24 protein-coding genes are annotated in these 21716 nt (G+C 59.1%); 14 read left to right on the top strand and 10 right to left on the bottom strand.

The features are described 5' to 3' along the window. Positions 1-36: 36 nt before the first annotated feature. The 3 genes from AC1Q6D_RS32220 (at position 37) to AC1Q6D_RS32210 (ending at position 2788) form a co-directional block, all read left to right on the top strand. Positions 37-876, top strand: coding sequence for a transporter substrate-binding domain-containing protein (locus AC1Q6D_RS32220; RefSeq protein ID WP_047527816.1), 840 nt, complete (start codon positions 37-39; stop codon positions 874-876). Positions 877-981: 105 nt separating this feature from the next. Next, on the top strand, positions 982-2289 hold the full coding sequence (locus AC1Q6D_RS32215; RefSeq protein WP_103406848.1) for an NAD(P)/FAD-dependent oxidoreductase: 1308 nt from the start codon (positions 982-984) through the stop codon (positions 2287-2289). A gap of 28 nt (positions 2290-2317) precedes the next feature. Continuing rightward, a complete protein-coding gene (locus AC1Q6D_RS32210) occupies positions 2318-2788 on the top strand; it encodes an Lrp/AsnC family transcriptional regulator (protein ID WP_103406847.1) in 471 nt (156 codons plus the stop codon). A gap of 83 nt (positions 2789-2871) precedes the next feature. Here the strand turns inward: AC1Q6D_RS32210 and AC1Q6D_RS32205 are convergent, their stop codons facing one another. Next, on the bottom strand, positions 2872-3798 hold the full coding sequence (locus AC1Q6D_RS32205) for a LysR family transcriptional regulator (protein WP_103406846.1): 927 nt from the start codon (positions 3796-3798) through the stop codon (positions 2872-2874). A gap of 142 nt (positions 3799-3940) precedes the next feature. Here AC1Q6D_RS32205 and AC1Q6D_RS32200 point away from each other — a divergent pair, with 142 nt between their 5' ends. After that, on the top strand, positions 3941-4387 hold the full coding sequence (locus AC1Q6D_RS32200) for a RidA family protein (protein ID WP_103406845.1): 447 nt from the start codon (positions 3941-3943) through the stop codon (positions 4385-4387). On the opposite strand, the gene AC1Q6D_RS32195 is transcribed toward AC1Q6D_RS32200, so the two are convergent. The 3 genes from AC1Q6D_RS32195 to AC1Q6D_RS32185 are packed head-to-tail and all read right to left on the bottom strand — an operon-like array spanning position 4356 to position 5671. Further along, complete coding sequence (locus tag AC1Q6D_RS32195; RefSeq protein WP_103406844.1) at positions 4356-4664, bottom strand: hypothetical protein; 309 nt, start codon at positions 4662-4664, stop codon at positions 4356-4358. The genes AC1Q6D_RS32200 and AC1Q6D_RS32195 overlap by 32 nt on opposite strands. A gap of 46 nt (positions 4665-4710) precedes the next feature. Continuing rightward, positions 4711-5424 carry a helix-turn-helix transcriptional regulator gene (locus AC1Q6D_RS32190; RefSeq protein ID WP_103406843.1) on the bottom strand — a complete coding sequence of 238 codons (714 nt, stop codon included), beginning with the start codon at positions 5422-5424 and terminating at the stop codon, positions 4711-4713. Then, the gene (locus tag AC1Q6D_RS32185) at positions 5417-5671 is read right to left on the bottom strand and encodes a Pathogenicity locus (RefSeq protein WP_103406842.1); all 255 of its coding nucleotides are present in this window, start codon (positions 5669-5671) and stop codon (positions 5417-5419) included. The genes AC1Q6D_RS32190 and AC1Q6D_RS32185 overlap by 8 nt, the downstream gene beginning before the upstream one ends. Before the next feature lie 588 nt (positions 5672-6259). Between AC1Q6D_RS32185 and AC1Q6D_RS32180 the strand changes: the two genes are divergently transcribed. Next, complete coding sequence (locus AC1Q6D_RS32180) at positions 6260-7711, top strand: DUF1254 domain-containing protein (protein ID WP_256590411.1); 1452 nt, start codon at positions 6260-6262, stop codon at positions 7709-7711. A 151-nt stretch (positions 7712-7862) separates the two neighbouring features. Here AC1Q6D_RS32180 and AC1Q6D_RS32175 read toward each other — a convergent pair whose 3' ends face one another. Next, positions 7863-8522: a carbonic anhydrase gene (locus AC1Q6D_RS32175; RefSeq protein ID WP_103406840.1), complete on the bottom strand. Its 660-nt coding sequence runs from the start codon at positions 8520-8522 to the stop codon at positions 7863-7865. A gap of 464 nt (positions 8523-8986) precedes the next feature. Continuing rightward, positions 8987-9799 carry a substrate-binding periplasmic protein gene (locus AC1Q6D_RS32170; protein ID WP_103406839.1) on the bottom strand — a complete coding sequence of 271 codons (813 nt, stop codon included), beginning with the start codon at positions 9797-9799 and terminating at the stop codon, positions 8987-8989. A 470-nt stretch (positions 9800-10269) separates the two neighbouring features. Between AC1Q6D_RS32170 and AC1Q6D_RS32165 the strand changes: the two genes are divergently transcribed. The 4 genes from AC1Q6D_RS32165 to AC1Q6D_RS32150 all read left to right on the top strand — a co-directional run bounded on the left by AC1Q6D_RS32165 (position 10270) and on the right by AC1Q6D_RS32150 (position 14354). Continuing rightward, positions 10270-11631 (top strand): MATE family efflux transporter, encoded by a 1362-nt coding sequence (locus AC1Q6D_RS32165; protein WP_492618501.1) that lies wholly within the window; start codon positions 10270-10272, stop codon positions 11629-11631. A 165-nt stretch (positions 11632-11796) separates the two neighbouring features. Next, on the top strand, positions 11797-12399 hold the full coding sequence (locus AC1Q6D_RS32160) for a YceI family protein (RefSeq protein ID WP_103406921.1): 603 nt from the start codon (positions 11797-11799) through the stop codon (positions 12397-12399). Between the two features lie 2 nt (positions 12400-12401). Continuing rightward, on the top strand, positions 12402-13454 hold the full coding sequence (locus AC1Q6D_RS32155; RefSeq protein ID WP_103406920.1) for a T6SS phospholipase effector Tle1-like catalytic domain-containing protein: 1053 nt from the start codon (positions 12402-12404) through the stop codon (positions 13452-13454). A 177-nt stretch (positions 13455-13631) separates the two neighbouring features. After that, positions 13632-14354 carry a GNAT family N-acetyltransferase gene (locus AC1Q6D_RS32150; RefSeq protein WP_103406885.1) on the top strand — a complete coding sequence of 241 codons (723 nt, stop codon included), beginning with the start codon at positions 13632-13634 and terminating at the stop codon, positions 14352-14354. A 391-nt stretch (positions 14355-14745) separates the two neighbouring features. Here AC1Q6D_RS32150 and AC1Q6D_RS32145 read toward each other — a convergent pair whose 3' ends face one another. After that, positions 14746-15876 carry a DmpA family aminopeptidase gene (locus tag AC1Q6D_RS32145; RefSeq protein WP_103406884.1) on the bottom strand — a complete coding sequence of 377 codons (1131 nt, stop codon included), beginning with the start codon at positions 15874-15876 and terminating at the stop codon, positions 14746-14748. 99 nt (positions 15877-15975) lie between these two features. Continuing rightward, the gene (locus tag AC1Q6D_RS32140; protein WP_103406883.1) at positions 15976-17079 is read right to left on the bottom strand and encodes a polyamine ABC transporter substrate-binding protein; all 1104 of its coding nucleotides are present in this window, start codon (positions 17077-17079) and stop codon (positions 15976-15978) included. 111 nt (positions 17080-17190) lie between these two features. Between AC1Q6D_RS32140 and AC1Q6D_RS32135 the strand changes: the two genes are divergently transcribed. Continuing rightward, entirely contained in the window at positions 17191-17964 is a 774-nt protein-coding gene (locus AC1Q6D_RS32135; RefSeq protein ID WP_103406882.1) for a helix-turn-helix transcriptional regulator, read from the top strand. A gap of 45 nt (positions 17965-18009) precedes the next feature. Here the strand turns inward: AC1Q6D_RS32135 and AC1Q6D_RS32130 are convergent, their stop codons facing one another. Continuing rightward, positions 18010-18951: a class I SAM-dependent methyltransferase gene (locus AC1Q6D_RS32130; RefSeq protein WP_103406881.1), complete on the bottom strand. Its 942-nt coding sequence runs from the start codon at positions 18949-18951 to the stop codon at positions 18010-18012. A 183-nt stretch (positions 18952-19134) separates the two neighbouring features. Between AC1Q6D_RS32130 and AC1Q6D_RS32125 the strand changes: the two genes are divergently transcribed. The 3 genes from AC1Q6D_RS32125 to AC1Q6D_RS32115 are packed head-to-tail and all read left to right on the top strand — an operon-like array spanning position 19135 to position 20884. Further along, complete coding sequence (locus AC1Q6D_RS32125; RefSeq protein ID WP_103406880.1) at positions 19135-19752, top strand: cytochrome b/b6 domain-containing protein; 618 nt, start codon at positions 19135-19137, stop codon at positions 19750-19752. After that, complete coding sequence (locus AC1Q6D_RS32120) at positions 19749-20534, top strand: molybdopterin-dependent oxidoreductase (RefSeq protein ID WP_103406879.1); 786 nt, start codon at positions 19749-19751, stop codon at positions 20532-20534. Before AC1Q6D_RS32125 ends, AC1Q6D_RS32120 begins: the two co-directional genes overlap by 4 nt. A gap of 53 nt (positions 20535-20587) precedes the next feature. Beyond that, on the top strand, positions 20588-20884 hold the full coding sequence (locus AC1Q6D_RS32115; protein ID WP_103406878.1) for a pentapeptide MXKDX repeat protein: 297 nt from the start codon (positions 20588-20590) through the stop codon (positions 20882-20884). Positions 20885-20947: 63 nt separating this feature from the next. Here AC1Q6D_RS32115 and AC1Q6D_RS32110 read toward each other — a convergent pair whose 3' ends face one another. After that, positions 20948-21277: a hypothetical protein gene (locus AC1Q6D_RS32110; protein ID WP_146041547.1), complete on the bottom strand. Its 330-nt coding sequence runs from the start codon at positions 21275-21277 to the stop codon at positions 20948-20950. Positions 21278-21310: 33 nt separating this feature from the next. Here AC1Q6D_RS32110 and AC1Q6D_RS32105 point away from each other — a divergent pair. After that, positions 21311-21716, top strand: a 406-nt coding sequence (locus AC1Q6D_RS32105) for a DDE-type integrase/transposase/recombinase (RefSeq protein ID WP_256590414.1), incomplete at its 3' end; no start/stop codon positions are given.

Genomic DNA, 21716 nt, shown 5'->3' with positions numbered 1-21716 from the left:
ACAAAGACCTGCACTCAACTACCTGGAGGCTTACTCATGATCTCGATTACTCGCTTCTTCACCACAGCGGCTATCGCCACAGCCGTCACGATCAGTTCAGGCGCCGCCTGGGCGGGCTCGACCCTCGACCGCATCCATGAAACCAAGGTGATCAAAGTGGCCACGGCCGCCAACTGGCCACCACAATCGTTCCTGGGGCCGGACAACAAGTTGCAAGGTTTTGATATCGATGTCGCCACCGAAATCGGTCGCCGCCTGGGTAGCAAGGTCGACTTCGTCACCCCCGAATACGGGATCATCACCGCAGGGCGCTGGTCGAATCGCTGGGACTTGTCGGTCGGTTCGATGACGCCAACCACCGAGCGCTCCCGAGTCCTCGACTTCCCCGCGATCTACTACTACACGCCCTATGTATTTGCCGTGCACAAAGATGCAGCCGGGGCAAAGGCGGCGGACCTGAACGACAAGATCATCGGCGTCGAAGCAGGCACCACGTCGGAGGACTATATCAATCGCCGGCTCAAGATCGACGCCGCCGATGTGCCGGCGTTCACCTACGACGTCACGCCCGGCGAGGTGAAGACGTATGGCGACAGCATGGGCCCTCTGGACGATTTGCGTATGGGCAACGGGGTCCGACTGAACGCCACCCTGTCTGCGCTTCCAACCGTCGTCGCGGCCGTCAAGAATGGCTATCCCATCGTACGCGTGGAAGGCAAACCCGCTTATTACGAACCGCTGGCCATCGCCGTGGATAAAGGCGATGAGGCGTTCAATAGCGAATTGAGCAAGGCCATTGCGCAGATGAAAGCCGACGGAACGCTCAAGCAACTTTCCGAGAAGTGGTACGGCGCCGATCTCACCCAGGTGCAATAAATCCGGGTGCAATAAATTCCAGAGCAATAAACCCAATCATTGCAGGCGCCCGTTCCAGACGCGGCGCCCTGTATGACTGCGCCGCGAAGAAGGACAAGGGACTTCATGTACACGTATAACAACAATTACTACACCGCCACGATGAACGACACGACTGAGCGCGCGGCGCTGTCAGGCAATGTCCAGGCCGATGTGTGCGTCATCGGCGCGGGCCTGGCGGGGCTGAGCACGGCCTGGGAGTTGGTCTCACGAGGAAAGTCCGTGGTGCTGCTCGAGGCAGGCCGTGTTGCCTGGGGGGCCTCCGGCCGTAACGGTGGCTTCGTCCTTCAGGGCTGGTCCGAAGGTTTGTCATCCATCGAGCGGCGCTGCGGAAAAGCGACAGCCGCCGCCCTGTTCAAATTGTCGCTCGAAGGTGTCGACACTGTTCGCGACATGATCGCCCGTCATCAACTGCCAGGTTGCTCGCCAACGCCTGGAAAATTGAGCGTGGTTCGCTACGAGGATGGCGATAATCTCAAGCGTTTGCGCGACAGGATGGCGACGGATTTCGACTTCCACCTCGACTACCTGGATCGCCAGGCCGTGCGTGAAAAACTCAAGACGGAGCGGTATTTCCAGGCTCTGCGCGATACCCATGGATTTCACTTCCATCCCTTGAACTATTGCTTGGGCCTGGGCCGGCTGATTGAACGCAACGGGGCAAAGATTTACGAACAGTCGCCGATGACCCGTGTCGAGAGTCGAAACGGGCGACACCGAGTCATCACTGACCGGGGCACTGTCGATTGCGCCAACGTGGTGTACTGCTGCGGCGGTTATGGCGGCCCCGAGTTCGGTAAATTACGCCGCGCCTTTCTGCCCATTGCGACCTACGCGGTGCTGACCGAACACTTGGGCGAGCGTCTGGCCGATGCGGTAGGCACCACCGATGCCGTGGGTGATAATCGCCGGGCCTCAGACTATTACCGAATCGTCGAAGGTGACCGACTGCTCTGGGGCGGTCGTATCACCACCAGGAACCTGCAGGACGAAAAGCGTCTGGGGCAGTTGCTGACCGAAGACATCCTCGATGTGTATCCGCAATTGCGCGGCATCAAGATCGAAAAAGCCTGGTCGGGACTGATGGGTTATGCGCGGCACAAGATGCCTCACATCGGCCCTCTCGGGAAGGGGCTATGGGCATGTACATCATTTGGTGGCCATGGTATGAACACGGCGCCTATCGGCGGGCGCGTCATTGCCGAAGCCATTTGCGGCGAGACCAATCGTTACCGTCTTTTCGATGCCTACGGCCTGGAATGGAATGGCGGCCCGCTCGGCCCGGCTGCGGCGCAAACGGTATATGCCGGCCTGAAAATGATGGACAAGTTTCAGGAAACGCGTTCGCAGTACAGGGCGAGTCAAAAAAACTGAAAATCACAGTGAGGTCAAGGCAGTGTTGATGGATGCGCACAATCCCGGTCCGTTGTTTAACCTGACTGATAAGGACCGGCAGTTGCTTGGCCTGCTGCAGGCCAACGCCCGCGAGCCCACGGCATCCTTGGCACGTAAACTCGAGGTCTCACGCTCTTCGGTGCAAGAACGCATCGCCCGCCTGGAAAAGGCCGGGGTCATTACCGGTTACAGCGTGCGCATCGACCAGAACAGACTCCAGCAGACAATCAACTGTTTCACCATGACCTCCTGCACCAACAAGAGTTATACCGATGTCATGACCTCGCTTCGCAAGATGGATACGGTGCAGGCGGTGTATGCGGTCTCGGGTGAATCCGACTTCATCATCCATCTCGCCACGTCGACGCTGAGTGAACTCAATGCCGAGTTGACTCGCATCAACATGATCAAAGGTGTGGCGCACACCGCGTCGCATATTGTGATGGAAACCAAATTCAGTCGGAAATTGACGGTTTAAAGCCTGCCCCTAAAAACCGTTTTTTCAACGGGCCCGGTCCGAAGCTGGAATACGACCTCAATACCTACCCCCCAACGCCACCGTCACGAATCACGTCGCTCGCTGACAGGCGCATATTGCGCCATCAACTCAACGACCCAATCGATGAACACGCGCAGTTTGATGCTGATATGCCGGTTCGGGGGAAATGCCACGTAGATGGGCATCGGATCGAGGCTCCAGTGCTCGAACAGGGGCACCAGTTCGCCGCGTGCTTCGAAGGCGTTGGACATGTACTTCGGCAGCCAAAGAACACCCAGCCCGGCCAGGCCGGCTGCGAGGTAGGCGTTGCCATCGTCGACTGCCAGCGCGTAGCGACCTTTGATCTGGATACGCTCAGCGTGGTTGTGCAGCGCGTAGGGCACGGCTTTACCGGTGCGCGCCCACAAGAAACCGACGATACGATGCGGCGAATCTTCCAGCTCACGCGGATGCGCGGGGATACCGACGCGTGCCAGGTAGCTGGGCGCTGCAAAAACGCCAAGCTGGAGGTCGCCTACCCGCCGGGCCATTAACGATTGATCCTTTATCTCGCCGCCGCGCACCACGCAATCGACGTTCTCACCGATCATGTCCACGACACGGTCGCTGACGCCCATGTCGATCTGGATGTCTGGGTATTGCCTGTAAAACGCCGGCAATGCGGGGACCAGAATCATGCTGGCCAGCGGGCTTGGCACATCCACTCGCAATCGGCCCCTGGGCCGCGTCGAGGCGCCGGAGAGGCTGGTCTCGGCGTCGTCCATGTCGGCCAACAGCCGCAGCACTCGCTCGTAATAGACCGCACCATCGGCAGTGACGTTGACTTTGCGCGTCGTGCGGTTAAGCAATTTAACTCGCAACCGTGCCTCCAACTGCTGTACCAGTTGTGTCACGGTGGTCTTGCTCATATGCAGTGTTTCGGCCGCTTTGGTGAAGCTGCCGACTTCTACCACGCGAGCAAATGCCTGCATTGCATCAAAACGGTCCATTGCTACCCCCGCTATCGACCAGATTGTTTGGGATTCACAAACAGTGATAGCCAAGGTTGCGTGTTTATGGCCCAGGTGCAAGTCCTTACAGTCGCTCCATCGTTAGTTTCGGGTCGACATTGACCCATTGATGGAGGTACCTATGACGCAGCGTGATGTTGTTTTTCCGCCCGGACGCCAGGCGCTCTACGAGCGCAATCGCTATTCGCCGGCTATCAAGTCCAATGGCTTCTTATTTGTTTCGGGGCAAGTCGGCAGTCACGAAGACGGCTCACCCGAACCCGATCTGGAGGCCCAGGTCCGACTCGCATTCACCAATCTGAATGCAATCCTGATCGCTGCCGGTTGCACCTTCGACGATGTGATTGACGTCACCGTCTTCATCGTCGATCCCGAATCGAAGTTCGAGACGATCTGGAAGGTTGTGCCGGAGTTCTGGGGGAGGGCGCCACACCCGACGCTGACCGGTGTGGGCGTCACGTGGCTCTATGGTTACCAGTTCGAAATCAAGGTGATCGCCAGGCTGCCAGAAACCATTGGGGGGCAGTCTGTCGGGGTCAACTCATCTCTGGAGCGAGATGACTCATGAACGTCAGGTTTTCAATAGCGTACATATACTCAGAGAATCTCGGATCTCCATCATTGAACGCCTTTGCCACTTTTTGTGCGTTCTCAAGACTGTCCCACATTGCCAAGTCCGCGAAGACTCGATCATCGCCCATAGGGCAATAGGCGCGGTACTCGATCAAACCTGCAAAGGTCGTTAACGTTTCACGAAGCCCTGCACGGAGCACAGGCAATTGCGCAACGCATTCCTGTTTGACCTTGAAAATGGCTAATTCGAGTACATGAGATGAGCGCTGCATAGGGATGACCTTCTGTGTGTGTTAAGGAATCCCAAGTATCAGTGGCTCATACTGACAGCGTAGTGTCAGTAGTGGTGATTGTCTTCCACTGGCTTGCCTGATGCTTCATATACGCCTGGAGATCAAGGGCAGGATTGTCGGGCGATGGTTGTTGGGCAATGGCGATGGAGGTTATGCGGTCGACCCGAAAATCGCGGTAGGCCGCCCTGGCACTACACCAGCTTCCAACCGTCCACTTTCCTCCCCAATAGAAAAGGCCAAGGGGGGAAATGAGGCGTTGTGAAAGCGCACCATCCAGGCTGGTATAAGTTATCTTCAGCGCCTGATTGTTTTCGATGGCATTTCGAAGGGTTGCCAAATGGCCACGCGTCGAGGACGGCGTTGTTCCAAGTGCCCTGATTTTTGCCGTGCTGGGGTCAACCTTGTGATGGACTACGGACGCTGAGATTTTGCTCAACAACATCCTTGCAGCCGCACTTAGGTCGTTATCGGCGGAAGCTGAAAGCATTTCCATCCCAAGCATCAATGCATCCAGTTCGAGCCTGTTCAACGTTAACGGCGGCATCTCAAAATCGGCATCCAAGGCATACCCCACACCGGCGGTACCGTAGATTGGGATTCCACTGAAGGAAAGGTCGTCGATGTATCGATAGATTGAGCGAACGGAAACGCCAATTCGGCTGGCCAGTCGTTCAGCAGAGATTGGCTGATGGACACGAATCAGATTTACCAATTGAAATAAGCGATCAGCTTTACGCAATCGGTGCGCTCAACTGAGAGTCCTTTGCAAACTCAATGGCTGCGTTCATGGCAGTCCGAGCGTGGGGGCTATTCTTCCCGCAAGTTGATCCCACTACTGCCGATGCCTGAGCCAGGATGTCACAAACATTCGCTTTGCTGAGCACAGCTGGCGAGTCAATGTCCACCTGCTCAAGGCGAGTGATAACGGCCGGCCCGATGCCCTCTGGGGCCAACAAGGCATTATTTTCCATCAGTGGAAATGGCATCCGTAAATTCCTGTTATAGGCCAATGAAGCAGCCGGAGTTTGCCCGACGGGAGAGAGCATCTCAATAGATGGACTCCATCGCTCTAAGCGGAGGCGCCAGGAAGGTGGATTCGGCGGATGTCTGCCGCTTCCGGCTCTAAAGAGCAACGTAAGCGATACTGATCTGGCAGCCCTCATTCCTTACGAGTCCCGCGCATAATCTAATATCCAAGCACTAGACCGGGATTTTCATTTCGTGTCTTGCCGGTCAACCAGCGTGGCCATCTCAAATGACTGAAATGGGGGCGGATTTATATAGTGCGTGTGACCTAACGGAATTTGAACATCCTCTCGTATGGGGCCTGGCGACAAGGCGTACAGATAACGGGCGCGATCTTGGCTGTGCAAGGGGATGCTGGCTTATTGTGATCTACACTCCCGGGGCGGGTGAGTTGGCGCTTCGCCGCAGGAGTTACTCAGTCGCCAGGTAAAGAGACAGCCAGAGTTTCAGTTGGGGCGCGGTCTGGGTGGTGCATGCCAGTCGACAGCAAAACGTTGCTCAGAACAAACGAGGTGAAAATGAACAGGAAGTCTAACCGGGGCTGGACAATGGCTGCGGCACTCGTCGTGGTGGGTTCAACGTTTTTCACGGGGTGTGCGAGCAAGAACGACCCCATCGCACAGGCAGACAAGGCGGACGTGGCCAAGGGCGTACCCGCGCCGAGCCTCGAGCAGACCAAGGCGATCGCCGAGGAAGGCTTTATTTACGGCTTGCCGCTGGTCATGAACTACGCCGTGATGAACGAGTTCGCGGTGGACACCAAATCCAGCCAGTTCAAGGCCCCCTTCAATCAACTGCATAACGAGCATCGGGTCGCGACACCCGCTGATACCGCCGTCATTACGCCAAACAGTGACACCCCCTACTCGATACTCTGGACCGACCTGCGCGCAGAGCCTCTCGTGATCACCGTGCCGGCAGTCTCCAAAAAGCGCTACTACTCGGTGCAGCTAATCGACGGCAACACCTATAACTACGGCTACATCGGCAGCCGGGCAACTGCAAGTGCCCCCGGGAGCTATCTGATTGCAGGCCCCGATTGGAAAGGGGCGACACCGCCTGGCATCGATAAAGTGTTCAACTCCACGACTCCCTTCGCACTGACGCTGATCCGGACCCAGTTGTTCAATCCAGCCGACATGCCCAATGTCGAGAAGGTTCAGGCGGGTTACAAGGTCCAGCCGCTTTCAGCCTTTCTCCATCAACCAGCGCCGGTCGCGGCCCCGAAGATTGATTTCGTACCGGCTACCACGGCTGGTATCAAGGACAATTTTTTCGAGTACCTGTCGGCCGCGTTGGAGTACGTGCCGCCTTCGGCCGACGACAAGGCGATTCGGTCGAAGCTGGCCAGCATCGGTGTAGGCCCCGGCCGGCGCTTCGAATTCAAAGACCTCTCGCTCGAACACAAGGCGGTGGTCTTGTTGGGGATGAAAGCTGGCGATGAGAAGGTCGACAAGTTTCTCTCCAGCGGCATGAAAAACATCAACGGCTGGAACGTCGGCGCGTTCTTTGGCGACCAGGCGTTCTACAAGGGCGACTGGCTGATGCGTGCCGGCGCCGCGAAGGGAGGCCTTTACGGCAATGACGCCGTTGAGGCGATGTACCCCTATACCCGCACCGACGGTAAAGGCCAGACGCTGGATACCAGCAAGCGCAATTACACGTTGACCTTCCCGGCGGGCAAGCTGCCGCCAGTGAATGCCTTTTGGTCGGTGACCCTGTACGACGGCAAGAGCCAGCTGCTGATCAACAACCCGCTCAATCGTTACCTGATCAATTCGCCGATGCTGTCGGCCATGAAGAAAAATGCGGATGGCTCACTGACGCTGTACATCCAGAAGGACTCCCCCGGCAAGGCAAAGGAAAGCAACTGGCTGCCGGCGCCTGACGATACGGTCTATCTGGTGATGCGTCTCTACTGGCCGAAGACCGCACCGCCTTCGATTCTTCCCGCTGGCGAAGGCAGCTGGCAGCCACCGGCGCTGGTGGTTTCGAAGTAGTGCGACCCATTGCCGACACTCGCTGCAGGTTGGTGTTGGCAGGTGCTGCTTGTCGCCAATAGCTGCCGATCATGAAGGGCAGCTATTGGTTTAAAACAGACATTCACGAAGGACCGGCAGTCATGCGGCCACCCTCACTTGTCTGTGGCCATTACATCTGTCTGCCGTTGCGCGCAGCGATCGCCACGGTGGTCGGCGAGTCAGCAAGTGAAACGAACTGTCGTGTCGCGCCATCCAGCGCATCGATGCACCCTGCCTCGATGTCGTAGACCCAGCCGTGCAGATTCATGCGCCCCTGCTCGAGCGCGAGAGCCACCGATGGATGCGTACGCAGATTCGCCAGTTGCGCGATCACGTTTTCGCGCACGAGGCCATCGAGTTTCGCGCGGGGCGTGTCGAACTCATGCGCCGCGTTAATCGCTTTCGCGGCGTCCGAGTGACGTAGCCAGTTAGCAACCGCCGGAAGATGATCCAGACACGTGCAGCGTGAAATCGCGCCCATCGCTCCGCAGTCTGAGTGACCGCAGATCACGATGTCCTGTACGCCGAGTACTGCGACCGCATATTCGACGGTGGCCGAGACGCCGCCGGGTTCTGGACCATACGACGGCACAATGTTGCCGGCGTTGCGAATCACGAACAATTCGCCCGGTTCGCGCTGTGTAAGGAGTTCGGGCACAACACGACTGTCTGAGCAGGTGACGAATAACGCCTTCGGATTTTGTGTCGTCGCGAGCTGCTTGAAAAGCTCGACGCGTTGCGGATAAACCTCGCGCTGAAAGCGCAGAAAGCCGTCAATAATGTCACGCATGGAATCCTCCAAACCCGAATAGCGGATGGTGGCACGAGCAATCGATATGCCATCGCGCCGCAGTGGTCGTCATTATCGCAGACCTCATGCGCGTTGGCTTTACTCGATCAACGATGCACTTCGATACACGACCAGCGCAGCGGGTGTCCGATGCCTGCTGGCAGCCGCCATTGATCTTTCGCTGGCCTGTAAAGGCGCGTGAATTGCCTGGTTTTTATAGGCATCCCATTGCTTCTGGTCGTTTTCAGCCGATCGCCACAGGTAGAAAACGCCCAAAGGCAGCTCTCAAAATCCTTGGCGAATCGATGCAGCGCAGGAACCTTCTATTCTTAACGGTTAGACAGTATTTCCTGTGTATCCCGGTGGAGCATTGCATGTTCAAAAACGGGAGTGGTCAGGTCGCGTTGGGGTGACGGCTTTATAAAGTGCAGTGAAAAAGCAGATCAGTCCCCATTTTCCCGTCATCAATCAACGACAGGTTGCGAGGGGAACCTGCGGATATGGATTTGCTTGAGCACGCCGTTAGCCTGTATGCGCCGATAGCCTTCCTCATAGATCTTCAACGCCCGCAATCCGTCAGGGTGGCTCAGGCTGAAGCCTATGGTCGCGGTTACCACTCCACAGCTGAAGGCAAACCGAACAGCGTCTTCTGTGCCCGCCAGTTTGGCCTTCTGCTCTTTTGCTTCCAGGTCACTGGTCACTATCAAGGCGGCAGACAGGCGGCGAGCAGCGAGCTTCTGAAGGTTCTGCCCATCAGATTCGGCGCTCTCGAACACTATTCCCGCGGACCGTAGCGCTGTGGCTTGGGTCGAGTACTCGTAATCTCTGACCGAGCCCACTACCGTGCCGGGCGGCAAGGTGCATGTGCCTTTGCTTGGCTTGGGCAAGGGCGCGTTCACCTGTTCGAAAATGTCATTGTTAACCGTATAGATGGGTTGCGCGGCCAGTTTGACCTTGCCCTCGAATTCGGGCGACCAACTCATGTTGAAGCAAGCCATGTTCGTGCCATTGAGCACCATGTACTTGCAACGGGCGTAGGGTACGACTTTGAGCTGAACGTCGACCGCCATTTCCTTGAAGGCGGCGACCACTACGTCATTGGCGTAACCCGTGCCGTCATGCTCCGACCATGGCGGGGCTGCATCCTCTGCCAGGATCGTCATCGTCTCACGCGTCTCCAGCGCAGCGACGGTGCTAGGAGCCAGCAGATAAAGAAGGCACATCAGCAGCATCGGTCTGGACTGCCACTTGCTTGAGTTCATTTTTGCTGAATGCATGTTTCCTCATTGAACGGTCGTCCCTCATAACAGTAGGTCGATACCTCGAGCACAGGTCGATCGCAGCCCCACTTCCCAGTCGACGATCAATAGGCGCCAATGGCTATTGATGGAAACGCCCGGCCAGACTATGCAGATACTTGGCCTTGTTCAAGAACCGGAGCCATTTTCACCCTGGCGACCCGCGACGACGGCCTGCTTTTTTGGCCCAAACCAACGTCCGTCTGTTGTCAGGTCGCCAAACCCGAATCGCCATTTGGGTGACGGCGCAGACTACAAACGGCATGGAATCCACGCGGTAGGTGAGCCATTCCGAGCTTTTTGTAGGACCCACGACGACGAAACCTCAGACCTTTCGCCCTCCACGCCAGAAATCCAAACCCAACCCTCAAATGTTCATTGCCCCTGGCTCGTAACTCACCGAAGCTATCCCTATCAATCCTCACGCCGTCGAGATGGACCTCCACCCCATGCAAACCCCCGCCCAACCCCAACGCCCCCTCTGGAAAACCTACCTCCTGTTTCTCGCCCCCATGGTCCTGTCGAATTTCCTTCAGGCCATGTCCGGCACCGTCAACAGCATTTACATTGGCCAAATGCTCGGCACCCAGGCCCTGGCCGCCGTGTCCGGCATGTTCCCCATCGTGTTTTTCTTCATCGCCCTGATCATCGGCCTCGGCGCGGGGGCGGGGGTGTTGATCGGGCAGGCCTGGGGCGCACGGGAGAAGCATTTGGTGAAGGCCATCGCCGGGTCGACCTTGTTGTTGGGCTTGTTGATCGGTCTGGTCGCGGCGGTGGTGGGGAGTGTGTTTGCACGGGCGTCGCTGGTGGGGTTGGGGACGCCGGCGGATGTGCTGGACGATGCGGTGGCGTATGCCCATGTGATGTTGTGGTTCATGCCGACGCTGCTGGTGTTCGTGCTGTTCACCCAGTTGCTGCGCGGGGTGAGCGATACCTTGTCGCCGCTGCTGGCGCTGGTGGTCTCGACCTGTATCGGGTTGGCGCTGACGCCGGCGTTGATTCGCGGCTGGGTGGGGTTGCCGCCGATGGGGATACAGAGTGCGGCGTTTGCCGGGTTGGTCAGTAACCTGGCGGCGATGGGCTGGCTGGCGTGGCGCCTGATTCGCAGGGGGCATCCGTTGGCGCCGGACCGGGAGTTTTTCGCGGCGATGAAGCTGGACTGGGCGATCCTGGGCAAGGTGCTGCGCATCGGCTTGCCTACCGGGTTGCAGATGGTGGTGTTGTCGCTGTCGGAGCTGGTGATCCTGGCGCTGGTGAACCAGCACGGTTCCCAGGCGACGGCGGCGTATGGCGCGGTGACGCAGATTGTCAATTACGTGCAGTTCCCGGCGCTGTCGATTGCGATCGCGGCGTCGATCCTCGGCGCGCAGGCGATTGGGGCAGGGCGCATCGAACGCATCGGCTCGATTTTGCGCACGGGGCTGATGATCAGCCTGTGCCTGACCGGCGGCCTGGTGGTGTTGAGCTATGCGCTGTCGCACTGGTTGCTGGGCCTGTTCCTCACCGAAGAGGCGACGCGAAGCATGGCCGAACACCTGTTGCACATCATGCTCTGGAGCCTGCTGGTGTTCGGCTTCCAGGCGGTCATCGGCGGCATCATGCGCGCCAGTGGCACGGTGATGGTGCCGGTGGGTATTTCCATTGTGTGCGTGGTCGGCGTGCAATTGCCGGCGGCGTACCTGCTGGATGCGCGGTTCGGGCTGCCAGGGGTGTGGATGGCGTTTCCGCTGGCGTACCTGGGGATGCTGGCGTTGCAGACGCTGTATTACAAACAGGTGTGGAAGCACCAGAAGATTGAGCGGTTGGTGTAGGTATGTCGGAATACGCCTGACGTCTGGCGCATCGCGAATGCTGGCGATCCGCCACAGCGGGTGTGAGGTGGAATAAAGCGCCGTTCTTTGCTTTAGTCCATCTGTTGCCGGCTGGCGTGCGCTGGCCACCTCAACCCCTGAGGAGGCGCTGGCCCGGAGCGTTCCATGAACTTTCGATTCCCTCGTTTCACCCTCCTGGCGGCCCTCTTCGCGGCGGGCGCCCAGCCCGTCGCCGAGGCGGCGGAGTACGCCGATGTCAACACCACGGCCAGTACCATCAGCTTTACCTATGACCAGATGGGGGCGAGCGTGTATGGCACCTTTTCCAGGTTCGAAGGCAGCCTCTATTTCGACACGGTCAGGCCCGAATCGGCCCATGCCAGGTTGATCATCGAGCTCGACAGCATCGATGCCGGCAGCAGCGACGCCAACAGCGAATTGAAGAAAACCGCCTGGTTCGATACGGCGGTTTATCCGCAGGCGATTTTTGAGTCGATCGGCGCCAAAGACCTGGGCAACAACCGCTATCAGATCACCGGCCACCTCACGCTCCGGGGGCAAACACGGGAGGTGGTGGTGCCGGTTCTGCTGAAGGCGGAGAACGCCATCGGCATTTTCGACGGTCAGTTAACGCTTAAACGCAGTGACTTCAACATCGGCGAAGGGGAGTTCGCCAGCGGTGTGGTTTCCGACGACATCAACATCCGGTTTCGCATGGTCGCGCCGCAACGCAGCGATCAAGCAATGCCCGTTACTGAAGGGAGATAGTCATGCCAAAAAAAATCATCATCGCCTTTGATGGCACCTGGAACCTGCCGGATCAGGCACCGGAAATCGACGGCGACTCCAGCACCAACGTCGTTAAGTTACATGATGCGATCCTGCCCGCGCACAAGGACGGCACGGTCCAACTGGCGGTGTATATCCCCGGTGTGGGCACCGATTGGTACGACAAGCTTGAAGGCGGCGCCTTCGGGGTGGGCCTGTCGAAGAAGATCAAGGAAGGTTACCTGGCCCTGGCCAAGAGCTACGAAGACGGTGATCAGGTGTACATCTTCGGCTTCAGTCGTGGCGCCTATTCTGCGCGTAGCCTGGTGGGGCTGATTCGAAACGTCGGGTTGCTGACCAAAAGACACGTCAATCGTATCGATGAGGCCTACAGCCTGTACCGCACCCGTGACTCCAGTGCCGACACCGAAAACGCCCAGTACTTTCGACAAAGTTACTCGCGGGAAATCGAGATCCACTTCCTGGGCGTCTGGGACACGGTCGGGGCGCTGGGGGTTCCGTTCAAATCGGCCGAGTGGTTCAACCACAAATATTACGAATTTCACGACACTGAGCTCAGCGGGATTGTGCGCAATGCCTTCCATGCCGTGGCCATCGATGAACATCGGGAAAACTACGAGTGCACGCTGTGGGACCCGATCGCCAAGCCCAATCAGGTCATGGAGCAGCTCTGGTTCTGTGGGGCCCATGCCAACGTCGGAGGCGGTTATGCCGATAACAACCTGTCGGATATTCCGCTGCGCTGGATGGCCAACAAGGCCATGGACTGCGGGTTGGAGCTGGACCCGATGAAAATTCCCCGGCAGCCGAAAAACCTGCCTGATATCACCGACTCCTACAGTGATTTCCTCGGTGGAACCTACCGCTTGCTCAACGCCCGGTATTTTCGGCCCGTCGGCACTAAAACGTTCGGCGAGGAATGCATCGATGACAGCGTGCAGCAGCGCGTAACGACCGTGGCAACGTATCGGCCCAAGAATCCGGTAGGAGTGTTTTTATCGGGTGATTACCGGCCGGTGAACAAGATCAGTTGATTCAGGGTGGCGATGGAAGCGGGGGGGGGCGGCGTGCGGCTGATTGAGCATGTCAGCCCCGATACCACAACGCCTCCAGCCGATCGATCAACGCAGGCCAGTAAGGCGCCCGGGCACGTTATGATAGGCAGCCCCGCGATCAACGCTTCACCCCAGCCCCCGGAGTCAGCCCGCGCAATGCCCCAGATCAGCCACTTCAAAACCCCGTGCCCCGAGCACATCAACAGCCAGATCCTGCAGATGGTGGTCGATAACCTGACCGACATCAGCATGGTTGCGATCCCGCCCAGCAACCTGTTGTACAACGTCTACCAGTATGCGATCGGCTATGAGGTGCACTTGTATCTCGAAGCATTGAACGGGGCGAAGGGGATTGATGTGGAGTTGCTGGTCGCCACCGATCTGGACGACCCGGACAAAGTCATCGGCTTTTTGCTGTACTTGCCGGTCAAGGACGATCCCGAGGCATGCGGAGTGGCCTATATGGCGGTGGATGCCAGCCATCGGCGCCAGGGCGTTGCGCGCAAAATGCTGCGGGAGATGGTCGGTCGTTACCCCCATGCCGAACTGACCTGCGCCGTGGCCAAGGTGCCGTACTTCGAAGCGATGGGCTTTCAGGTCGTGGGTGCGCGCGCTACCCAGGTGCTGATGAACACCCGCGACCACGGCAGCGACGGCCTGATGGCGCTGCTGGATGTGGCGTCAATCTACAGCTCCCTGGAAGTGCGGCAGATTCACACCTACCTGCTGCAAAAACATGGCAAGCGCGCCATGCTCGACGCGGAAAAACAGCGTGACCGGCACCTGGACCAATTGACGCGCAAGGCCAACGAGTTTGTGCGCGAACGCTTGGGAGACGCCGCCGTGCCGGCCATTGGCCCACGCTTGCGCCTGGTCTGACGACCCGATCGAAACGGTAGGAGCGAGCCTGCTCGCGAAAAACGCACGGACACCACGGGCATTCAGACGTCCGGCGTTATCGTTGACGTCCATCGCGGGCCGGCCCGCTTCCACAAGGGGCGGATTTCAGGCAGCACAGAGCCCGGCCATTTGCCGGGCTTTTTCTGGTCTGGAAGTGGCGCAGTTAAAAAAGAGCCTCAAAGCTCTTTGATGGGGAGGAAGTGGAGCCATTGAGGCTCAAGATGCGCATGAAGCAGGCGGTGAGCTTGATAGGGGTTCAGTACACTCACCACCTGCGCAACGGCTTGGGCAAGCAAGCGGCTGCGCAGATTCATCGTAGGAAGTTGGGGGTTCGACCTCAAGTACCGCTAGTCGAATCCCCTCATAATTGTCAGCTTTTTGTTTTCCCGGCGGCCGGCCATCCGGCCTGCTGCAGGGCATCGAGCAGCGTTTCCGGATCCAGTCCCGGCACGGCATGCCCATTGCCTTCGGCGCTGTCGGCAGCCAGCAGGGCGTTGATAATGGCTTCCTCCACCGCTTCGGTGGCCGCCAGGAACAATTCGCTGATGTGATCGTTATTGACCATGCTCAGGTTGCCCGTGGTGGGCGCGCGTTTGCTCTCGTAGGCGGCGGGTGGCACGTGCGGGTTGCCGGTGGAAAAGGCGATAAAGATGTCACCGCTATGGTCTTCGTTGCCACCACCGGTACGGGCCAAACCGAGGCTGGCCCGCTGGGCCAGGCGTGTGCACTGGTGCGGCAGCAACGGTGCATCGGTGGCCAGGCACACCACGATCGAACCCATGCCCGGATGCGGCAGCGACGCATTGAGGAACGGCGAATCCACCTGTTCCATGTAGCGCCCGACCGGGTAGCCATCGACGCGCAACTCTCCGCGAATGCCGTGGTTGGCCTGGACGATGGCGCCGACCGTCCAGCCGCCCTGGGCACTGTTCAGCCGTCGCGAAGCGGTGCCGATGCCGCCCTTGAATTCATGGCAGATCATGCCGCTGCCACCGCCGACATTGCCCTCGGCCACCGGGCCACTCTCTGCTGAGCGCAGGGCTTGGGCCACATGCTCGACCTGCACGTGGAAGCCGTTGATGTCATTGAGCAATCCGTCGAAGGTCTCCAGCACCACCGGCATGTTCCAGTAGAGTCGGCCGTCGTCGGGCTGTTGTTCACGGTCCAGCACGATCAGCGCATCCCGCACCACGCCCAGGCTATGGGTGTTGGTGAAGGCGATCGGACTGGTCAGCAGACCCGCCTCGCGGATCCACTCCAGACCGGTTGCGTCGCCATTGCCATTGAGCACATGGACGCCGGCAAAGCACGGTTGCAGGCTAGTCGAGCCGGCACGGGGTTCGATCACGGTGACACCGGTAAGGATGTCACGACCCTTGGCACTGCGGCCGCGCACATTGCTGTGGCCGACGCGCACACCGGGGACATCGGTGATGGCATTGAGTGGGCCGGGTTGCAGTTGGCCAAACTGGATATTGAGGTTGCGGGCACGTGGTTTCATCGGTTTACTCATCTTCGAATTCGTGGGTTAAAAATGTCTGACTAACAGCGGTGATCCACTTGTGGGAGCGAGCTCGCTCCCACAGGATTCGTGGTGTGGTTACTGGCCGTTCTTGACCTTGCTCCAGATCCGCGTGCGCACCCGTTCGGTGGCCGGCGGCAAGGGTTGCAGGGTAAACAGGGTGGCCAGGGCCTCGGCCGACGGGTAGACCGCAGGGTTGTTGCGGGTCGCCTCGGCCACCAGGGCCGTCGCATTGCGGTTGCCGTTGGGGTAGTTGAGGTGATTGCTGACCGGGGCAATGACGTCGGCACGCATCAGGTAGTCGATGAAGGCCAGCCCCTGTTGCGGATGCGGTGCATCCTTGAGCAATACAAGTGTGTCGAACCACACCGGCGCGCCTTCCTTGGGCAGGCTGTAGGCGATCTTCACGCCATTGCCGGCCTGTTCGGCGGTGGCCTTGGCCTCCAGCATCGCGCCGGACCAGCCCACCGCGACGCAGATGTTGCCGTTGGACAGATCGCTGATGAATTTCGACGAATTGAAGTAAGCGATGTGCGGACGCAGCTTGAGCAGCAGCGCTTCGGCCTTCTTATAGTCCTCGGGGTTGGTGCTGTTGGGCGGCAGACCCAGGTAGTGCAGGGCGACCGGCAGCATTTCCGAGGGCGAATCGAGCATCGCCACGCCGCACTGGCCGAGTTTGGCCAGGTTCTCTTCCTTGAACACCAGATCCCAGGAGTCCACCGGCGCCTTGTCACCCAGGGCGGCGCGGACCTTGTCGACGTTGTAGCCGATGCCGTTGGTGCCCCACAGGTACGGCACGGCGTACTGGTTGCCCGGATCATTGTTGGCCAGTTTCGCCATCAAATCAGCGTCCATGTTGGTGAAATCCGGCATCCGGGCGTGTGGCAGCGGGGCGAGGGCGCCGGCCTTGATCAGGGTCGGCAGGCTGAAGTTGCTGGCCACCACCACGTCGTAGCCGCTGCGGCTGGTCAGCAGTTTTCCTTCCAGGACTTCGGCGCTGTCGAAGGTGTCATAGACCGGCTGGATACCGGTGTCACGCTTGAAGTCATGCAGGGTGTTCGGGCCGATGTAGTCGTACCAGTTGTACACGTGCACGGTCTCGCCATCGGCGGCGACCGCCGACAACGAGATCGCCAGACAGGCGCCAAGCCCCAGATTGAAATACGAGCGGTGACCACTCATGATGCGGCACTCCTGGCCTGCTGCAGGCCGGTGATAATCAGGAGTTTGCAGCGTATCGACCGGGGTGGCCGTCACCCATTCCCATCATGGGTTACTCGAAAGGGGTAGTGCGTGGACGCGTTGTTGAAAGAGTTACCGCTGCACCAGGGGCTGGCGCGGGTATTTGGCGCCGTGGGCCAGGAGGGATTCTGGCGGGCGCTGGTCGACACCCTGCGTTTGCTGGTGCCGCTGGACAACGCGCTGGTCGCGGTGATGCAGGCCGGACGGGTGCCCAGCCTGCTGATCGATTTCGACTCGCGGGACGCTGCCGACGAGCATGAAGAACTGGCGGATTACCGCGCCGGCATGTACCTGCTCGATCCGTTTTACCTGGCGGTGTGCGCGGGCATCGCCGATGGCTTGCACAGCCTCGACTCGGTGGCGCCCGACCAGTTCCAGCAGAGCGAGTACTACCTGAGTTACTTCCGTTCGGTGGTTGGTGGCGACGAATTGCAGTTCATGCTCAACGTCGACGGCGCCGTGCTCGGTTTGTCCCTGGGACGTTCCACACGCTTTAGCCTCCAGGAGCAGGGTCGCCTGCTGTGCGTGCGCGATTGGGTGCTGGCCGCCATGCGTCGACATACGCAACTGCTGCCGCCGCAAGGGCCGGCCGGCGAGGCGGTGGCCGGTGATCTGGCGACCTTGCTGGACCGCTTCGATGCACGCCTGTCGGCACGGGAAATCGAAACCGCGCGCCTGATTCTCCAGGGCTTCTCCAGCAAGGCCATCGCCCAGCACATGGGGATCTCGCCGGAGACGGTGAAAGTGCATCGGCGCAATCTCTATCACAAGCTCAATGTGAACGGACATGGCGAGCTGTTTGCCCTGGTGTTGCGGCCACGCTGACGCTTTCGCTTTTGCAGGCGCCGGCTTGCCGGCGAAGGCGGTGTTTCAGCTTTGCAGTGTGAACACCAACGCCTTCAGCCCGCATTCGATATCGGCATCCGGAAATTCCGGCGGATTCTCCAGCCGTTCGATAAATTGCAGGCTCGGCGCTTCGCGGGTGACGCCGTCGATCAGGAAGTCGGCACCGAAGGCCGGGTCGTTCATGCAGGCCAGGACGGTACCGTTTTCAGCGAGCAATTCCGGCAGGCGGCGCAGCACGCGCTGGTAGTCCTTGGTCAACAGGAAGCTGCCTTTCTGGAACGACGGCGGGTCGATGATCACCAGGTCGTAAGGGCCTTTGCCGATGACTTTGCCCCAGGACTTGAACAGGTCGTGGCCAAGAAAGGTCACCTTGCCAAGGTCATGCCCATTGAGCCGGTGATTGTCGCGACCGCGGCTCAGGGCCGGGCTGGACATGTCGAGATTGAGCACGTGGGTCGCGCCGCCCTCGATGGCGGCAACGGAGAAGCCGCAGGTGTAGGCGAACAGGTTCAGCACCCGTTTGCCCTCGGCGTTGGCCCGTACCCAATCGCGGCCGTAACGCATGTCCAGGAACAGGCCGGTGTTCTGTTTGCGCCCCAGGTCCACCCGGTACTTCAAACCGCCTTCGACAATCGTCAGCTCGTCGATTTCTTCCCCGAGCAACCATTCGGTGGTGCTTTGCAGCAGGTAGCGATGCTGCAGCAGCAGGGTGTGCGCGCCGGATTGCGCCCAGGCGTGTGACTGTGTGAGTTCCAGCAGAAGCTGTTTCAACGCTTCCAGTTGCGCCGCTTCCGGCTCCTTGAACAACGCCACCAGCACCACGCCCTGCAGCCAGTCGGCGGTCAATTGCTCCAGCCCCGGCCAGCAGCGGCCGCGGCCGTGGAACAGGCGGCGGGTTTCGGCGGGAGGCGTTGCAAGTGCCGTCAACAAGTGGTCGTGAAGGGTGGAAAGGGCGTCTGCGTTCATGGGTCTGGGTCGGCAATTTGCGGGGGGCGGCATTTAACCATAGTTGCGGCACGGGCGGATCACCCAAACCCTGTAGGATCGGGTGGGGCAGTTATCACGATTTATTTAACTTTACGTGAGGATTTGGCGACCTTGTGGCTCCCATACTCGGCCCCAACGAACAACAACAGCCGGGAGCCCGTCATGTCGTCGCTACCTGCCTCACCCAGAGCCAGCCATCCACGATGGCTAAGGCTGACCCACTGGCTCAACGCCCTGGCGGTGCTGGTCATGGTCACCAGCGGTTGGCGCATCTACAACGCCTCGCCGATATTCGATTTCAGCTTTCCCAAGTCGATCACCCTCGGCGGCTGGCTCGGGGGTGCGCTGCAATGGCACTTCGCGGCCATGTGGTTCCTGGCGATCAACGGTCTTGTCTATCTGGCGTTCAACCTGTTCAGCGGGCGCCTGAAACGGCGCTTTTTCCCGGTCTCGCCCAAAGGCGTGCTGCATGATCTTTGGGCCGCGTTGCGGGGCAAACTCGGTCACGCCGACCTCAGTCATTACAACCAGGTGCAGCGCGTGGCCTACCTGTTCGTGATGGTCGATATCACGCTGCTGGTGCTTTCCGGGCTGGTGTTGTGGAAGTCCGTGCAGTTCCCGCTGTTGCGTGAACTGATGTGGGGCTACGAAGGCGCACGACGTGTGCACTTCTTCGCCATGGCGCTGTTGGTCGCGTTCGTGGCGGTGCATCTGGTGATGGTCGCACTGGTGCCAAAAACGCTGGTGGCCATGATCGTTGGTCGTAAGGAGCACGTATGAAAAAGCGCATTCAAGGATCGGGACTGGACGAGTCGTCCATCCTGACCGACGCCCGGAAAATCCTCGCCCCGCAGATCGAAGATCGCTCGCGCCGTTCGTTCCTGCTGCGCGGCCTGACCCTCGGTGGCGTGGCCATGCTGTCCGGCTGCAACCTCACCGACAACGAAAGCGTCGACACCGCCTTGTCGTCGATGTCGCGCTTCAACGATCGGGTGCAGGGCTGGCTGTTCAACCCCAACGCCATGGCGCCGACCTATCCGGAATCGATGATCACCCGGCCGTTTCCCTTCAATGCCTTCTACGGCATTGAGGAGGCACCGACGGTGAACGAGGAGAGTTATCGCCTTGAAGTGACTGGCCTGGTCGCGGACAAACGCAGCTGGCGCCTCGAAGAGCTGCGCGCGATGGCGCAGACCGACCAGATCACCCGGCACATATGCGTCGAAGGCTGGAGCGCGATCGGCCGTTGGGGCGGCGTGCGCTTCAGCGATTTCCTCAAGCGCGTGGGCGCCGACACCGACGCCAAATACGTCGGCTTCAAATGCGCCGACGACTACTACACCAGCATCGACATGGCCACGGCGCTGCATGCACAAACCCTGCTGACGCTGACCTACGACGGCGCGGTATTGCCACGCGAATACGGCTTCCCGATGAAGCTGCGCATGCCCACCAAGCTTGGCTACAAGAACCCCAAACACATCCAGGCGATTTTCGTCAGCAACACCTACAGCGGTGGCTACTGGGAAGACCAGGGCTACAACTGGTTTGGTGGCAGTTGACGGGCGCCCAGCCATTTCCTTTGTACACACCCCACGCATCAAGGAGTTTCATCATGAAAAAGTTGACCACCGTTGTTCTGTCCATGTGCCTGGCCGTCGGCGCCGCCAGCGTGTTTGCCGCCGATACGATGAGCAATGACAGCATGAGCAAAGACTCGATGTCCAAGGACGCCATGTCCAAGGACACGATGAAAAAAGACGCGATGACCAAGGATTCGATGTCCAAGGACACGATGAAAAAAGACAGCATGTCCAAGGATGCGATGTCCAAGGACGCGATGAAAAAAGATGCCATGTCCAAGGACAGCATGAGCAAGGACACGATGAAAAAGGACGCCATGTCGCAGTAAGCCCGGACAGCTGTAAACCCTCTGGGAGCGAGCTAGCTCGCGATGGCGGTGTGTCAGTCAAGATCAATGTCGACTGGTAAACCTCATCGCGAGCAAGCTCGCTCCCACAGGTTTTTTCACCCGTCCCGACAGGGTATGACTTGAAGTCATGCCCCCATGATTTTTAATGGTTACAGCCCCGCAAACCCCCAGTGTTAAAAAATCGCAAACCAGCTCATCAACAACAAAAAAGAGCGTTTGCAACCATGACTCATCATCACTGCCGCGTCCTCGGCAGCGACCTGCTGCGCTCTTCGAGCCCGACCCTTTGCCGCGCCATTCCCCGCGCATGCGCGCGCTGCTGACAACCCCCCAAACAAATCCCTCTGCGTCCTGAAAAGAGAATCGACTCATGAAAGAACTCGACCTTTACATCGGCGAAGGTTGATGCGAGAAGCAGGCATTGTCAGCCGTCAACGCCGGCGCCATAAGTACAAGTCACCCGGCGTGGAAGCTTTGGTGGCACCGCATGTGCTCAAACGTAAGTTTGATGTTACGACGGTCAATCAGGTGTGGTGTGGGGACGTGACGTACATCAAAGTCGGCAATCGTTGGCTGTATTTCGCGGCGGTTCTGGACTTGTTCGCTCGCCGGATCGTGGGCTGGTCATTTTCGATGATCTCCGATGCCACGCTGACCTGCGAAGCCCTGCGGATGGCGATCGAACTACGCGGTCACCCAAAAGATGTACTGTTTCACTCCGACCAAGGTTGCCAGGGCGGATTCAACCGGTCGTCGCAACACCGGGTTGTTGAACAGATTTTAGATACTCATTCAGAGCTTCGACGGGTGT

The sequence above is a fragment of the Pseudomonas sp. MT92 genome (assembly GCF_058792515.1).
The sequence above is the reverse complement of the archived record's forward strand: the minus strand, read 5'-3'. Positions and strand labels throughout refer to the sequence as shown.

Excerpts from the sequence above, each read along its gene's own strand:
- AC1Q6D_RS32160 (WP_103406921.1), top strand. The coding sequence starts at position 11,797 with ATGAACTTTCGATTCCCTCGTTTCACCCTCCTGGCGGCCCTCTTCGCG.
- AC1Q6D_RS32115 (WP_103406878.1), top strand. The coding sequence starts at position 20,588 with ATGAAAAAGTTGACCACCGTTGTTCTGTCCATGTGCCTGGCCGTCGGC.
- AC1Q6D_RS32140 (WP_103406883.1), bottom strand. The coding sequence starts at position 17,079 with ATGAGTGGTCACCGCTCGTATTTCAATCTGGGGCTTGGCGCCTGTCTG.
- AC1Q6D_RS32215 (WP_103406848.1), top strand. The coding sequence starts at position 982 with ATGTACACGTATAACAACAATTACTACACCGCCACGATGAACGACACG.
- AC1Q6D_RS32150 (WP_103406885.1), top strand. The coding sequence starts at position 13,632 with ATGCCCCAGATCAGCCACTTCAAAACCCCGTGCCCCGAGCACATCAAC.
- AC1Q6D_RS32120 (WP_103406879.1), top strand. The coding sequence starts at position 19,749 with ATGAAAAAGCGCATTCAAGGATCGGGACTGGACGAGTCGTCCATCCTG.
- AC1Q6D_RS32210 (WP_103406847.1), top strand. The coding sequence starts at position 2,318 with ATGGATGCGCACAATCCCGGTCCGTTGTTTAACCTGACTGATAAGGAC.
- AC1Q6D_RS32200 (WP_103406845.1), top strand. The coding sequence starts at position 3,941 with ATGACGCAGCGTGATGTTGTTTTTCCGCCCGGACGCCAGGCGCTCTAC.
- AC1Q6D_RS32145 (WP_103406884.1), bottom strand. The coding sequence starts at position 15,876 with ATGAAACCACGTGCCCGCAACCTCAATATCCAGTTTGGCCAACTGCAA.
- AC1Q6D_RS32130 (WP_103406881.1), bottom strand. The coding sequence starts at position 18,951 with ATGAACGCAGACGCCCTTTCCACCCTTCACGACCACTTGTTGACGGCA.
- AC1Q6D_RS32205 (WP_103406846.1), bottom strand. The coding sequence starts at position 3,798 with ATGGACCGTTTTGATGCAATGCAGGCATTTGCTCGCGTGGTAGAAGTC.
- AC1Q6D_RS32110 (WP_146041547.1), bottom strand. The coding sequence starts at position 21,277 with ATGAGTCGATTCTCTTTTCAGGACGCAGAGGGATTTGTTTGGGGGGTT.
- AC1Q6D_RS32170 (WP_103406839.1), bottom strand. The coding sequence starts at position 9,799 with ATGCATTCAGCAAAAATGAACTCAAGCAAGTGGCAGTCCAGACCGATG.
- AC1Q6D_RS32180 (WP_256590411.1), top strand. The coding sequence starts at position 6,260 with ATGGCTGCGGCACTCGTCGTGGTGGGTTCAACGTTTTTCACGGGGTGT.
- AC1Q6D_RS32125 (WP_103406880.1), top strand. The coding sequence starts at position 19,135 with ATGTCGTCGCTACCTGCCTCACCCAGAGCCAGCCATCCACGATGGCTA.
- AC1Q6D_RS32165 (WP_492618501.1), top strand. The coding sequence starts at position 10,270 with ATGCAAACCCCCGCCCAACCCCAACGCCCCCTCTGGAAAACCTACCTC.
- AC1Q6D_RS32155 (WP_103406920.1), top strand. The coding sequence starts at position 12,402 with ATGCCAAAAAAAATCATCATCGCCTTTGATGGCACCTGGAACCTGCCG.
- AC1Q6D_RS32195 (WP_103406844.1), bottom strand. The coding sequence starts at position 4,664 with ATGCAGCGCTCATCTCATGTACTCGAATTAGCCATTTTCAAGGTCAAA.
- AC1Q6D_RS32220 (WP_047527816.1), top strand. The coding sequence starts at position 37 with ATGATCTCGATTACTCGCTTCTTCACCACAGCGGCTATCGCCACAGCC.
- AC1Q6D_RS32185 (WP_103406842.1), bottom strand. The coding sequence starts at position 5,671 with ATGCCATTTCCACTGATGGAAAATAATGCCTTGTTGGCCCCAGAGGGC.
- AC1Q6D_RS32175 (WP_103406840.1), bottom strand. The coding sequence starts at position 8,522 with ATGCGTGACATTATTGACGGCTTTCTGCGCTTTCAGCGCGAGGTTTAT.